Source organism: Actinacidiphila acidipaludis (genome assembly GCF_019890725.1).
In the GTDB taxonomy this organism is placed as follows: Bacteria; Actinomycetota; Actinomycetes; order Streptomycetales; family Streptomycetaceae; genus Actinacidiphila; species Actinacidiphila acidipaludis.
This window is the reverse complement of sequence record NZ_JAINZZ010000062.1, coordinates 16,462-30,311: the sequence shown is the minus strand read 5'-3', so window position 1 is coordinate 30,311 and position 13,850 is coordinate 16,462. Positions and strand designations below refer to the sequence as shown.

General features: G+C 72.2%; 12 protein-coding genes and 1 pseudogene. 10 read left to right on the top strand and 3 right to left on the bottom strand.

Annotation, left to right across the window (positions count from 1 at the left end):
* Window positions 1–82: 82 nt before the first annotated feature.
* Genes K7862_RS31260 through K7862_RS31250 form a run of 3 tightly spaced genes read left to right on the top strand, consistent with a single transcriptional unit; the run spans window position 83 to window position 4,612 of the window.
* Window positions 83–2,875 carry a GH92 family glycosyl hydrolase gene (locus tag K7862_RS31260; RefSeq protein WP_308012293.1) on the top strand — a complete coding sequence of 931 codons (2,793 nt, stop codon included), beginning with the start codon at window positions 83–85 and terminating at the stop codon, window positions 2,873–2,875.
* Between the two features lie 24 nt (window positions 2,876–2,899).
* The gene (locus tag K7862_RS31255) at window positions 2,900–3,268 is read left to right on the top strand and encodes a hypothetical protein (RefSeq protein ID WP_222968230.1); all 369 of its coding nucleotides are present in this window, start codon (window positions 2,900–2,902) and stop codon (window positions 3,266–3,268) included.
* Window positions 3,269–3,325: 57 nt separating this feature from the next.
* Window positions 3,326–4,612 carry an amidohydrolase gene (locus K7862_RS31250; protein WP_308012292.1) on the top strand — a complete coding sequence of 429 codons (1,287 nt, stop codon included), beginning with the start codon at window positions 3,326–3,328 and terminating at the stop codon, window positions 4,610–4,612.
* On the opposite strand, the pseudogene K7862_RS31245 reads toward K7862_RS31250, so the two are convergent.
* The 3 genes and pseudogenes from K7862_RS31245 to K7862_RS31235 all read right to left on the bottom strand — a co-directional run.
* A pseudogene (locus tag K7862_RS31245) lies at window positions 4,601–5,581 on the bottom strand (COX15/CtaA family protein); the annotation flags it as partial. The gene K7862_RS31250 and the pseudogene K7862_RS31245 overlap by 12 nt on opposite strands.
* Before the next feature lie 53 nt (window positions 5,582–5,634).
* Window positions 5,635–6,429, bottom strand: coding sequence for an ABC transporter permease (locus tag K7862_RS31240; RefSeq protein ID WP_222968227.1), 795 nt, complete (start codon window positions 6,427–6,429; stop codon window positions 5,635–5,637).
* Window positions 6,426–7,352, bottom strand: coding sequence for an ABC transporter ATP-binding protein (locus tag K7862_RS31235; protein ID WP_222968226.1), 927 nt, complete (start codon window positions 7,350–7,352; stop codon window positions 6,426–6,428). Before K7862_RS31235 ends, K7862_RS31240 begins: the two co-directional genes overlap by 4 nt.
* A gap of 134 nt (window positions 7,353–7,486) precedes the next feature.
* Between K7862_RS31235 and K7862_RS31230 the strand changes: the two genes are divergently transcribed.
* The 7 genes from K7862_RS31230 (at window position 7,487) to sufU (ending at window position 13,842) form a co-directional block, all read left to right on the top strand.
* Window positions 7,487–8,314 (top strand): helix-turn-helix transcriptional regulator, encoded by an 828-nt coding sequence (locus K7862_RS31230; protein WP_308012291.1) that lies wholly within the window; start codon window positions 7,487–7,489, stop codon window positions 8,312–8,314.
* A complete protein-coding gene (gene sufB / locus K7862_RS31225; protein ID WP_222968224.1) occupies window positions 8,311–9,732 on the top strand; it encodes a Fe-S cluster assembly protein SufB in 1,422 nt (473 codons plus the stop codon). Before K7862_RS31230 ends, sufB begins: the two co-directional genes overlap by 4 nt.
* 66 nt (window positions 9,733–9,798) lie before the next feature.
* On the top strand, window positions 9,799–10,989 hold the full coding sequence (gene sufD, locus K7862_RS31220) for a Fe-S cluster assembly protein SufD (protein ID WP_222968223.1): 1,191 nt from the start codon (window positions 9,799–9,801) through the stop codon (window positions 10,987–10,989).
* Window positions 10,986–11,330 carry a non-heme iron oxygenase ferredoxin subunit gene (locus tag K7862_RS31215; RefSeq protein WP_222968222.1) on the top strand — a complete coding sequence of 115 codons (345 nt, stop codon included), beginning with the start codon at window positions 10,986–10,988 and terminating at the stop codon, window positions 11,328–11,330. The genes sufD and K7862_RS31215 overlap by 4 nt, the downstream gene beginning before the upstream one ends.
* A gap of 7 nt (window positions 11,331–11,337) precedes the next feature.
* On the top strand, window positions 11,338–12,102 hold the full coding sequence (gene sufC / locus K7862_RS31210; protein ID WP_222968221.1) for a Fe-S cluster assembly ATPase SufC: 765 nt from the start codon (window positions 11,338–11,340) through the stop codon (window positions 12,100–12,102).
* Complete coding sequence (locus K7862_RS31205; RefSeq protein WP_372461703.1) at window positions 12,099–13,373, top strand: cysteine desulfurase; 1,275 nt, start codon at window positions 12,099–12,101, stop codon at window positions 13,371–13,373. The genes sufC and K7862_RS31205 overlap by 4 nt, the downstream gene beginning before the upstream one ends.
* A gap of 13 nt (window positions 13,374–13,386) precedes the next feature.
* Entirely contained in the window at window positions 13,387–13,842 is a 456-nt protein-coding gene (gene sufU / locus K7862_RS31200) for a Fe-S cluster assembly sulfur transfer protein SufU (protein WP_222968219.1), read from the top strand.
* Window positions 13,843–13,850 lie beyond the last annotated feature (8 nt).

Below are 13,850 nucleotides of genomic sequence, written 5' to 3'. Positions count from 1 at the left end.
GTTGATTTCCGGCCTGTGCGGCCTCCAGGATGTGGGCTCTTCCCGTCCACCATCGGAGGTACGTGTGAGAAGGCGGCGTACCGTGCGCGACGCGCTGGTGACCGTGCTCGGCGTGGTGGTGGCGCTGGTGACCGCCGGATCTGCCTCGGCCGGCACGGCCCTGCTGTCCGATGGTCCGATAACGTTGTCGGCGCGCGCTTCGGGGGCGGCCCTGGTCTCCGACCCCGCGAGCTACGTGGACCCGCTGATCGGCACGGGACGCGGCGGCTCCACCGTCGGTGAGATCAACGACTTCCCGGGCCCGGCGACCCCGTTCGGGATGATGCAGTTCTCCCCGGACACCGCCGGCTCCTACGCCGGCTACCAGTACCACGGCGACCGGATCCGCGGCTTCAGCATGGACCACGCCTCGGTCGGCTGCCGCGCCTTCGGGGACGTGCCGATCCTGCCCGTCGCGGGGCCGGTGGGGGACGCGCCCTGGAAGCTCACCGAGCACTTCACGCACACCGGCGAGCAGGCTGAGCCCGGCTACTACGCGGTGACCCTCGACGACTCCGGCGTCCGGGCCGAGCTGACTGCCGCCACCCGCACCGGGCTGGCCTCCTTCACCTTCCCCCCGGGCGCCGGCCCGGCCCAGCTGCTGGTCAAGGCGGGCGGCAGCCTCAGCGTCGTCAAGACCGCCGACGTCCGGGTGGTGGGCGACCGGGAGGTCACCGGCTCGGTGACCACGGGCAACTTCTGCAGCAAGGGCAACCAGTACACGGTCCACTACGCGATCACCTTCGACCAGCCCTTCACGGCGCACGGCACCTGGGACGGCACCACCGTGACCGCGGGCGGCGACTCCGCCACCGCGGCCGGCGCCGGCGCCTACCTCACCTTCGGCGACGGCGGCAGCCGCACCGTGCGGGCCAAGGTCGCCCTGTCGTACGTGTCCGCGGCCGGCGCCCGGGCCAACATGGCGGCCGAGGTGCCCGGCTGGGACCTGGACGCGCTGCACCGGCAGACCCGCGACCAGTGGACGCGGGCCCTGGGCGAGGTGCGCGTCGCGAGCCGGGACACCGGCGAGCTGAAGACGTTCTACACCGCGCTCTACCACTCCCTGCTGCACCCCAACACCTTCAACGACGCCGACGGCCGCTACATCGGCTTCGACGGCAGGATCCGCACCCTGCCCGCCGGGCACGCGCAGTACACCAACTTCTCCGACTGGGACACCTACCGCTCGCTCGCGCCGCTCCAGGCGATGCTGTTCCCGCGGCAGGCCGGCGACATGGCCCAGTCCCTGGTCAACGACGCGCAGCAGAGCGGCTGGTGGCCGCGCTGGCCGCTGGCCAATTCCGCCACTGGGCAGATGTCCGGCGACAACTCCGTGCCGCTCATCGCCGACCTGTACGCGTACGGGGCACGCGGCTTCGACCTGAAGAGGGCGCTGACGTACCTGGTCAAGGGCGCCACCTCGGTGGACCCCGATCCGCACGCCTACCACGAGCGGCCCGGCATCGCGGAGTACGCCGAGCGCGGCTACATGCCCGACGGCGACACGGCAAGGGGCGACCACGGCCACGTCGGCGCCTCGGAGACCCTGGAATGGGCCATCGACGACTTCGCGATCTCCCGGCTCGCCGCCGCGGCCGGGCAGGACGACGTGGCCCGCACCTTCGCCGAGCGCGGCCAGAACTGGCAGAACGTCCTCGACCCGGCCACCGGCTACCTCGAACCGCGCGGCGAGGACGGCCGGTTCCCCGACAAGGCGGGCTTCCAGCCGCCGGCGGCGGGGAAATTCGGGCAGGACGGCTACGACGAGGGCAACGCCGCCCAGTACAACTGGCTCGTCCCGCAGGACATGGCGGGGCTGATCGCCTCGATGGGCGGTTCCGCGGCCGCCGCCGACCGGCTCGACAGGTTCTTCGGCCGGCTGAACGCAGGCCCCAACGCCCCGTACATGTGGGCGGGAAACGAGATCGACTTCGGGGCGCCGTGGGTCTACGACCAGGTCGGCCGGCCGTGGAAGGCGCAGAAGACCGTCCGCGACATCGCCACGACGCTGTTCAGCCCCACCCCCGACGGCGAGCCCGGCAACGACGACCTGGGGGCGCAGTCGTCCTGGTACGTCTGGGCCGCGCTCGGCATGTACCCGGCCACGCCGGGAACCGCCGACCTCGCCCTGCACAGCCCGCTGTTCGAGTGGGCGGTGATCGACCTGCCCGGCGCCGGCGACCTGGACATCCGCGCCCCCGGGGCCTCGGACGGCACGCCCTACGTCCACCGCCTCACCCTCGACGGGCACACCTGGGCCCGCACCTACCTGCCGCCGTCGGTGGTGGCGCACGGCGGGCGGCTGGACTTCACCCTGTCCGCCACGCCCGACACCCGGTGGGCCGCGTCCCCGAGCGCCGCGTCGCCCTCCTTCCGCACCGGCGAGCACGACGTCCTGGCGTCGGCCACCCCGAACCGGCCGTCGGTGGCGGCCGGCGGGGTGGCGGCCGAGCTCGTCGTGCACGCGCAGCGGCTCGCCGGGCACGAGGACGCGCTGTCGGTCTCCGCAGCCCCGCCCGCGGGCATCACCGTCGCCGCGGCCGGGCCGTTCGCACTGGACCCGGCCACCGGATCGGGCACCGCACGGCTGTGGGTGAGCGCAGCGGCCGGCACCGCCGCCGGCTCCTACGAGGTGCCGCTCACCGTCCGCGGCCAGGCAGACGCGCCCCCGGTGCGGCTGACGGTGACCGTCCAGGTCGCCGACTACGACGACGCGCGCGCCGGGCCCTACCGTGGGTTCCCGGCGGGGAGTCCGACCGCGACGACGACAGCGACGACAGCGACGACGACAGCGATTCCGGCGGCGATTCCGGCCGTGAGCGGGTCGCCGACATGAGTTACCGATGGGTAGCATAGGGCCATGACGGACACGCAGCAGACCAGCGACGACGCCCCGGCGAACCCGACCCGCGAGGAGGCCCGGGCGAACCGCCGGGCGGACCGGCTGGCGCGGCAGATCACCGCCTTCGCCACCGCGCACGGCGGCAGCGCCGAGGCCACCGTCGAGTACATCGGCGCCCGCGGCTCCCGCATCGTGCTGGTGGGCGGCGACGGCGCCTGGGGCGACCTCGTCGCGCCGACCCCGGCCGTCGCCCAGGACGCGGTGACCCGCGCCGGCGTCACCGTGCACGAGGACTTCGAAGGCGAGTTCGCCGCCCGGATCCGCACCGGCCGCTACGAGTGGACCCGGATGGCCGGTTTCCAGATGGGCGGTCCCGCCAACACCTGACGGCACCCCCGGCCGTTAGGACCATGGCAGGGTCGTGACGCGGGAACAGGGGCAGCCATGGACGGGGCGCAGGGACATCTCGTGGACGCGCAGTGCCACGGGGTGCTCCAGGGGGAACTCGGCCTCGGCTCGTTCGAGGCCCGGCTGCCGGGCACACCGGCGCCGCACACCACGCTGTTCGACAGCCCGGCCGGGTTCGCCGTGCGCCGCTGGTGCCCGCCGCTGCTCGGCCTGGAGCCGCACTGCCCCCCGGCCCGCTACCTGGCCCGCCGGCGTGAGCTCGGCGCCTACGAGGCGGCCCGCCGGCTGCTGCGCGGCACCGGCGTCTCCACCTATCTGGTGGAGACCGGCGAGCCCGGTGACCTCACCCCGCCCAAGGACCTCGGCGCGGTCGGCGGCGCCGCCACGTACGAGATCGTCCGCCTGGAACCCCTCGCCCAGCAGGTGGCCGACACCTCGGGCACCGTCGACGGCTTCCTGGCCAACCTCGCCGAGGCGGTGCACGCCGCGGCGCAGGAGGCGGCGGGCTTCTCCTGCGGCACCGGATTCCCGGCGCCCGGCGGCCGGCACGCCCGGGCGGGGACTCCGGGTGTCCCGGCGCCCTGGCCGGCCCCCGACCTCGGCCCTGCCCTGCGCGGACGCCACGCCCGGCCGTGGGACGAGGAGTCGGCGGAGTACGCCCTCCACGCCGAGTACGCCGAGTACGCCGCGTGCCCGGACGCGCCGGGCAGCGGCGGCGGCCCGCGACCGCCCGGCGCCCACGTGGTGCGGTACGCCGCCGCGCGCTGGCTGGCGACCCGCGCGGTCGGCGGCCGGCTCACCGACGAGGTGCTGCGAAGGCACCTGGTGTGGCACGCCGTCGCGACCGGTCTGCCGCTGGCCCTGGGCTACGAGGAGGCCGGCCCCGGGCCGCGGGCGGCGGTGGACTTCCTGCACGCCACGGCGGGGCTGGGCACCGACGTCGTGCTGATGCCGGGCGCCCGGCACGAGACGGCCGCGGCGGAGCTCGCCACCGCGCTGCCGCACGTCTATGTCGCGCTGGGCGGCGACCCGTCGGCGGTGCTGGCCCGCACCCCGTTCGGCAAGGTGCTCTACGCCAGCGGCGCGGCGGGACTGCCGGAGCTGTACGTCACCGGCGCCCGGGCGTTCCGCGCCGGGCTGGGACGGCTGGTGGACGAGCGGGTGGCGGCGGGGGAGTGGTCAGCCGCGGACGGAGAGCGGGTCGCCGTCCTGGTCGGCGAGGGGAACGCGCGCCGCGTCTACGGGCTGCCGGTCACGGCCGCCGGCCGTGTCCCGCACCCCCGCCTGCCCTGCGCCGACACCCTGGGCCGGGGCGACCGCTGAGGTGACCGCGGCGCCCTCGCCGGGCTCGGCCAGCGGCCGCTCGCGGAAGGACAGCAGCACCCGCAGGGTCGCGATCCACACCAGGCAGGCGCCGAACATGTGCAGGTCGACCAGCACCGCCGGCAGGTGCGTGAAGTACTGGACGTAGCCGATGACGCCCTGGCCCATCAGCACCGCGAACAGCTCGGCGGCCCGGCGCTGCGGCCCGGGGGGCGCGTCCACCGCGCGCAGCACGAACCACAGCGCGATGGTGAGGCCGACCACGATCCACGCGAAGTCGGCGTGGAGCTGCGCGATCGTCTTCCAGTCGACGTCGATCCGCTGGACCTTGTACGTGCCGCTGGAGTCCCCGGGGTGCGGGCCGGCGCCGGTGACCAGGGTGCCGACGACGATCAGCACCGCCGCCGCGGCGGCCAGCAGCTGGCCGAGCTGCCGGACCGGCTTGCCCACCAGCGGCCGGGGCGAGGCGTCGCCCTCCGGCACCCGCTGCCAGGTCAGCACCGCCACGGTGATCAGCGCGGCGGAGAGCAGGAAGTGCAGCGAGACCACGTACGGGTTGAGCTTGGTGAGGACGGTCAGGCCGCCCCAGACCGCGTTGCCGACGACCACCCAGAACTGCGCCCAGGCCAGCCGGTACAGGCCGGTGCGGCGCGGCTCCATGGCACGGATCGCGATGATCGCCCAGCCGACGGCCGCGCACAGCACGTACGTCAGCATCCGGTTGCTGATCTCGATGGCGTGGTGGATGCCCATCTCGCGCGTGCCGAGCAGGCTGTCGCCGCTGCACGTCGGCCAGGTCGGGCAGCCGAGCCCGGAGGCGGTCAGCCGGACCGCGCCTCCGGTGACCACGATGAGCACCGACATCACCAGGGCGGCGAGCGCCGCCCGGCGGACCGTCACCGGGTTCGGCGTCCACCTGGCGGCGATGAAGGCGAGCGGGTTTCGCGCGGTTTCGGGCAGCTTCGGCACGGAGCCATGGTAGGCGCCCGCCTTGTGCACGCTTTCACGAGGGGGGCGTGGCGTCACTCCCAGCGGAACCAGCGGCCGGCCGCGGCGAGCCCCACGACCGCCCACACCGCGAGGATGCCCAGGTCGCCCCACGGCATCCCGGCGCCGTGCTGGAGCACGTCCCGCAGACCGTCGGAGAGCGCCGAGACGGGCAGCAGCCGCAGCACGTCCTGGACACCGCCGGAGAACTTGTCCAGCGGAACGATGACGCCGCCGCCGACCAGCAGCAGCAGGAACACCAGGTTGGCCGCGGCGAGCGTGGCCTCGGCCTTGAGCGTGCCGGCCATCAGCAGCCCGAGGCCGGAGAAGGCGGCCGTGCCGAGCAGGAGCAGCAGCACAATGGCCAGCGGGTCGCCGTGCGGGGACCAGCCCAGCGCCAGGGCGATCAGCGTGAGCAGCACCACCTGGAGTGCCTCGGTGACCAGCACCGAGCAGGTCTTCGCGGTCATCAGGGCCCAGCGCGGCAGCGGGGAGGCGCCCAGCCGCTTCAGCACGCCGTAGCGGCGCTCGAACCCGGTGGCGATGGCCTGCCCGGTGAACGCGGTGGAGAGCACCGCGAGCGCCAGGATGCCGGGCGTCAGGAAGTCCACCGACCTGCCCGCCCCGGTGTCCACGATGTCGACCGCGCTGAACAGCACCAGCAGCAGTGCCGGGATCACCACGGTGAGCAGCAGCTGCTCGCCGTTGCGCAGCAGCATCCTGGTCTCCAGCAGCGCCTGCGCCCGGATCATCCGCGGCAGCGGCGCGGCGCCCGGCCGCGGGGTGAACGCGCCCTGGGCGAACGCCGTGTCCGTGGTCGCAGTGCTCATGCGCGCAGCTCCTTGCCGGTCAGCTCGAGGAAGACGTCCTCCAGGGTGCGGCGCTCCACCGACAGCCGGTCGGGCAGGACGCCGTGCTGGGCGCACCAGGAGGTGACGGTGGCCAGCAGCTGAGGGTCGATCTTGCCCTCGATGCGGTAGTTGCCGGGGGTCAGCTCGGCCGCGAGTGCGTCCGCGGGCAGCGCGTTGAGCAGGGACGCGACGTCCAGGCCCGGCCGGCCGGTGAAGCGCAGGGTGTTCTCGGCGCCGCCCCGGCACAGCTCCTCGGGGGTGCCCTCGGCGATCGCCCGGCCGCGGTCGATGATCACCACGTTGTCGGCGAGCTGCTCGGCCTCGTCCATGTAGTGCGTGGTGAGCACGACGGTGACGCCGTCGGCGCGCAGCTCGCGCACCAGGTCCCAGGTGGCGTGCCGGGCCTGCGGGTCCAGGCCGGCGGTCGGCTCGTCGAGGAAGACCAGCTCGGGGCGGCCGACCACGGCCATGGCCAGCGCCAGCCGCTGCTGCTGCCCGCCGGACAGCCGCCGGTAGGGCGTGCGGCCGCACGCCTCCAGGCCGAGCCGCCCGATCAGCAGCTCCGGGGCCACCGGGTCGGCGTACAGGGTGGCCGCGTGCCGCAGCATCTCGGCGGCCCGCGCGCCGGGGTAGACGCCCCCGGACTGCAGCATCACGCCGATCCTGGGCCGCAGCTCGGCACCCTGGGTCACCGGGTCCAGGCCCAGCACCCGGACGCTTCCGCCGTCCGGCCGCCGGTAGCCCTCGCACACCTCGACGGTGGTGGTCTTGCCGGCGCCGTTGGGGCCGAGGACCGCGGTCACGGACCCGCGGGGCACCGTCAGGTCCATGCCGTCGACCGCGGTCCTGGTGCCGTACCGCTTGACCAGTCCGGTCACCTCGACCGCGGGCTCGATTCGCATGCGCACGAGTCTAGGGAGCGCGTGCGGTGCGATCGGCGGCAGGGCGGAATTAGGTGACCCTTAGTGATGCAGCACACCGTGTCGGCGAGGGGGGTCGCTTGCCCGTCTCCCGCGAATTACGCAACAATGGCCTTGTGAAAAACGTCGGTGGCGCCGCCCAGGGGGCGGCGGAGGAGCAGACGACCGGGGAGCGGCGCACCCGCAACCGGGTCGTGCGGTCCATCCTGGACCACGGGCCCTCCACCGCCGCCGACCTCGCCGAGCGCCTCGGACTCACCCAGGCGGCGGTACGCCGTCACCTGGACGCCCTCGCCGCGGAAAACGTGGTGGAGGCTCGCGAGCAGCGCGTCTACGGCCACCGCGGCCGTGGCCGCCCCGCCCGGGTCTTCGTCCTCACCGACTGCGGCCGGGACGCGTTCGACCAGGCGTACGACCAGCTCGCCGCCGACGCGCTGCGCTGGATAGCCGAATCGGCCGGCGGCGGTGAGGACGGGCAGGCCGCGGTCACCGCGTTCGCCCGCGCCCGGGTCGCCGCCCAGGCCGAGCGGTACCGCGCGATCGTGGAGGCCGCCGCCCCGCAGGACCGGGCCCAGGCGCTGGCGAGTGCCCTGACCCAGGACGGGTACGCTGCTACGGCGCGCAGCGCGAGCACCGCCGGTCCCGCCGGCGAGCAGCTCTGCCAGCACCACTGCCCGGTGGCCCACACCGCCGAGCAGTTCCCGCAGCTTTGCGAGGCGGAGGCCGAGGTCTTCTCCCGCCTGCTCGGGACGCACGTCCAGCGGCTGGCCACCATCGCCCACGGCGACGGGGTGTGCACCACGTACATCCCCCGGGCCGGCACCGAGGGCCCCGCACCGCCGGGCAAGGCCGGCCGGGCCGAGCGGCCCCACCGGGCCGCGCCCGCACCAGACCACGCACCAGCACCAGAAACTGCCAGCACGTCCGGGAGGAACCCCGCATGACTGCTCCCACGGAGACCACTCACCCGGAGCTCGAAGGCATCGGCAACTACGAGTACGGCTGGGCCGACTCCGACCTCGCCGGGGCCGCCGCCAAGCGCGGCCTCTCCGAGGACGTCGTCCGCGACATCTCCGCGAAGAAGTCGGAACCGGACTGGATGCTGAAGCTGCGCCTCAAGGGCCTGCGGCTGTTCGACAAGAAGCCGATGCCGACCTGGGGTTCGGACCTCACGGGCATCGACTTCGACAACATCAAGTACTTCGTGCGGTCCACCGAGAAGCAGGCGGAGTCCTGGGAGGACCTGCCGGAGGACATCAGGAACACGTACGACAAGCTCGGCATCCCCGAGGCGGAGAAGCAGCGCCTGGTCGCCGGTGTCGCCGCGCAGTACGAGTCCGAGGTCGTCTACCACCAGATCCGCGAGGACCTGGAGGAGCAGGGCGTCATCTTCCTGGACACCGACACCGCGCTCAAGCAGCACCCCGAGCTGTTCCAGGAGTACTTCGGCACCGTCATCCCGGCCGGCGACAACAAGTTCGCCTCGCTGAACACGGCCGTGTGGTCCGGCGGCTCCTTCATCTACGTGCCGAAGGGCGTGCACGTCGAGATCCCGCTGCAGGCCTACTTCCGGATCAACACCGAGAACATGGGCCAGTTCGAGCGGACGCTGATCATCGTCGACGAGGGCGCCTACGTCCACTACGTCGAGGGCTGCACCGCGCCGATCTACAAGTCGGACTCGCTGCACTCCGCGGTCGTCGAGATCATCGTGAAGAAGGGCGGCCGCTGCCGCTACACGACCATCCAGAACTGGTCGAACAACGTCTACAACCTGGTCACCAAGCGCGCCGTGGCGTACGAGGGCGCGACCATGGAGTGGATCGACGGCAACATCGGCTCCAAGGTCACCATGAAGTACCCGGCCGTCTACCTGATGGGCGAGCACGCCAAGGGCGAGACGCTCTCCATCGCGTTCGCCGGCGAGGGCCAGCACCAGGACGCCGGCGCCAAGATGGTCCACATGGCGCCGAACACGTCGTCGAACATCGTCTCCAAGTCGGTGGCGCGCGGCGGCGGCCGGACCTCCTACCGCGGTCTGATCGAGATCGGTGAGGGCGCGGCCGGATCGAAGTCCAACGTGCTGTGCGACGCCCTGCTCGTCGACACCGTCTCCCGCTCCGACACCTACCCCTACGTGGACGTCCGCGAGGACGACGTGTCGATGGGCCACGAGGCGACCGTCTCCAAGGTCTCCGACGACCAGCTCTTCTACCTGATGAGCCGCGGCATGACCGAGTTCGAGGCCATGGCGATGATCGTGCGCGGCTTCGTCGAGCCGATCGCCAAGGAGCTCCCGATGGAGTACGCCCTGGAGCTCAACCGCCTGATCGAGCTGCAGATGGAAGGCGCCGTCGGCTAGTCCCCGCCGCGTCTCCCCCCTCCGATCACCCACGACGTATCCCGAAAGAGAGCAGCACGACACGCCATGGCTGAGAACACCCCTGCGGGCAGCACCACCGACGGTGCCATCACGGTGGGGCGGCCGGCCGACCAGCCGGCTCAGCCCACCGACGCCCGGGTCAGCGCGGCCCCGTCCTACGACGTGGCCGACTTCCCGGTGCCGCACGGCCGCGAGGAGGACTGGCGGTTCACCCCGCTGGAGCGGCTGCGCGGCCTGCACGACGGCACCGCCGAGGCGACCGGCGGCCTGCGGGTCGAGGTGACGGCCCCCGACGGCGTCACCGTGGAGACCGTGGACCGCACCGACCCGCGCGTCGGCAAGGCCGGCAAGCCGGCCGACCGGGTCGCCGCGCAGGCGTTCAGCGCCTTCGAGAAGGCGTCGGTGATCAGCGTCCCCAAGGACGCGGTGCTCACCGAGCCGGTGCGGATCGCGGTGCACGGCGAGGGCGGCACGGTCTACGGCCACCAGGTCGTGGAGCTGGGCGCGTTCGCCGAGGCCGTGGTGGTCATCGACCACACCGGTGACGGCACCCTCGCCGCCAACGTGGAGTTCCTCCTCGGCGACGGCGCCAAGCTCACCGTGGTCTCCGTCCAGGACTGGGACGACACCGCCGTGCACGTCGCCCAGCACACCGCGCTGGTCGGCCGGGACGCCAGCTTCAAGTCCGTGGTCGTCACCTTCGGCGGCGACGTCGTCCGGCTGCACCCGCGGGTGATCTACGGCGCCCCCGGCGGCGAGGCCGAGCTGTTCGGCCTGTACTTCACCGACAAGGGCCAGCACCAGGAGCACCGGCTCTTCATCGACCACGACACCCCGCACTGCCGCTCGAACGTCGCCTACAAGGGCGCGCTGCAGGGCCAGGACGCGCACGCGGTGTGGATCGGCGACGTGCTCATCCGGGCCGCCGCCGAGGGCACCGACACCTACGAGCTCAACCGGAACCTCGTCCTCACCGACGGCGCGCGGGTCGACTCGGTGCCGAACCTGGAGATCGAGACCGGCGAGATCGTCGGCGCCGGCCACGCCTCGGCGACCGGCCGCTTCGACGACGAGCAGCTCTTCTACCTGATGTCCCGTGGCATCGGCGCCGAGGACGCCCGCCGTCTGGTGGTCCGCGGCTTCTTCGGCGAACTCGTCCAGCAGATCGGCCTGGCCGACCTGGAGGAGCGGCTGATGGCCAGCATCGACGCCGAACTGGAGGCGTCGGTCGGATGACCAGTACCGAGCGGAGCGCGGTGTCGGGCTTCGTCCGCGTCTGCGCGCTCAGCGAGCTGGAGGACGACACCCCGCGCAGGGTGGAGGTCGGCGACGTGCCGGTCTCGGTCGTCCGCGCCGAGGGCGAGGTGTTCGCGATCAACGACATCTGCTCGCACGCCAACGTCTCGCTGTCCGAAGGCGAAGTCGAGGACTGCCAGATCGAGTGCTGGCTGCACGGCTCCAGCTTCGACCTGCGCACCGGCAAGCCGTCCGGGCTGCCCGCCACGCGGCCCGTCCCCGTTTACCCCGTCAAGATCGTTGGGGACGACGTGCTCGTCTCCGTCACCCAGGAGTCCTGAGTCACCCATGGCCACGCTTGAAATCCGCGACCTGCACGTCACCGTCGAGGCCGACAACGCCACGAAGGAGATCCTCAAGGGCGTCGACCTGACCGTGAAGCAGGGCGAGACGCACGCCATCATGGGCCCCAACGGCTCGGGCAAGTCGACCCTCGCGTACTCGCTCGCCGGTCACCCCAAGTACACCGTCACCAGCGGCAGCGTCACCCTCGACGGCGAGGACGTCCTCGCCATGACCGTCGACGAGCGCGCCCGGGCCGGGGTCTTCCTCGCCATGCAGTACCCGGTCGAGGTCCCCGGCGTCTCCGTCTCCAACTTCCTTCGCACCTCGGCCACCGCGATCCGCGGCGAGGCCCCCAAGCTGCGTACCTGGGTGAAGGAGGTCAAGGAGACCATGGAGCGCCTCCACATGGACCCCTCCTTCGCCGAGCGCAACGTCAACGAGGGCTTCTCGGGCGGTGAGAAGAAGCGCCACGAGATCCTCCAGCTCGAACTGCTCAAGCCGCACATCGCGATCCTCGACGAGACCGACTCCGGCCTCGACGTCGACGCGCTGCGCGTGGTCTCCGAGGGCGTCAACCGCGTACGTGAGACCGGCGAGGTCGGCACCCTGCTGATCACCCACTACACGCGCATCCTGCGCTACATCAAGCCCGACTTCGTGCACGTCTTCGTCGGCGGCCGGGTCGCCGAGTCCGGTGGCGCCGAGCTGGCCGACAAGCTGGAGGAAGAGGGCTACGAGTCCTATGTGAAGGGTGGCGCTGCAGCGTGACCTCTGCCTCCACCGGCCTGGTGCTGCCGGGCCTCCTCGACACCGAGACGATCCGCAAGGACTTCCCGGTGCTGGACCGTCTGGTCCACGACGACCGCAAGCTGGTGTACCTGGACAACGCGGCGACCTCGCAGAAGCCGCGCCAGGTGCTCGACGCCGTGAACGCGTACTACGAGCGGCACAACGCGAACGTCCACCGCGGTGTGCACGTGCTCGCCGAGGAGGCCACCGCGCTCTACGAGGGCGCCCGCGACAAGGTCGCGGCGTTCATCAACGCGCCGAGCCGTGACGAGGTCATCTTCACCAAGAACGCCTCGGAGTCGCTGAACCTCGTGGCCAACATGCTGGGCTGGGCCGACGAGCCCTACCGCGTGGACCGCGACACCGAGATCGTCATCACGGAGATGGAGCACCACTCCAACATCGTGCCGTGGCAGCTGCTCTCGCAGCGCACCGGCGCGAAGCTGAAGTGGTTCGGCCTGACCGACGACGGCCGGCTCGACCTGTCCGACATCGAGCAGGTCATCACCGAGAAGACGAAGATCGTCTCCTTCGTGCTGGTCTCCAACATCCTGGGCACGGTGAACCCGGTCGAGGCGATCGTGCGCCGCGCCCAGGACGTCGGGGCGCTGGTGCTGATCGACGCCTCGCAGGCCGCGCCGCACATGGTGCTGGACGTGCAGGCGCTCGGCGCCGACTTTGTGGCCTTCACCGGCCACAAGATGCTCGGCCCGACCGGCATCGGCGTGCTGTGGGGCCGCCAGGAGCTGCTGGAGGACCTGCCGCCCTTCCTCGGCGGCGGCGAGATGATCGAGACCGTCTCGATGCACTCCTCCACCTACGCCCCGGCGCCGCACAAGTTCGAGGCTGGCACCCCGCCGATCGCGCAGGCCGTGGGCCTGGGCGCGGCGGTGGACTACCTGACCGCGATCGGCATGGAGAACATCGCCGCGCACGAGCACGCCATCACCGAGTACGCCGTCCGCCGGCTGCTCGAGGTCCCGACGCTGCAGATCGTCGGCCCGGCCACGGGCGAGGACCGCGGCGCCGCGATCTCCTTCACGCTGGGCGACATCCACCCGCACGACGTGGGCCAGGTGCTCGACGAGCAGGGCATCGCGGTCCGGGTGGGCCACCACTGCGCCCGGCCGGTCTGCCTGCGGTACGGAATTCCTGCGACCACGCGGGCGTCGTTCTATCTGTACTCCACCCCGGCCGAGGTCGACGCCCTGGTCGAGGGTCTGGAGCAGGTCCGGAACTTCTTCGGTTGATGGTGGTGCTGCTGTGAAGCTCGACTCGATGTACCAGGACGTGATCCTGGACCACTACAAGCACCCGCACGGGCGCGGTCTGCGCGACGGCCAGGCCGAGGTGCACCACGTCAATCCGACGTGCGGTGACGAGATCACCCTGCGGGTGCGGATGGACGGGACCGTGATCGGCGACGTGTCCTACAAGAGCCAGGGCTGTTCCATCAGCCAGGCCAGCGCGTCGGTGCTCAACGACCTGCTGGTGGGCAAGGACGTCGGCGAGGCGCAGAAGATCCAGGAGACGTTCCTGGAGCTGATGCAGTCCAAGGGGCAGATCGAGCCGGACGACGCGATGGAGGAGGTGCTGGAGGACGCCGTGGCGTTCGCCGGCGTCTCCAAGTACCCGGCACGCGTCAAGTGCGCGCTGCTGAGCTGGATGGCGTGGAAAGACGCGACCGCACAGGCGCTGTCCGGCGCTGCGGGAAAGTAAGGAGACCG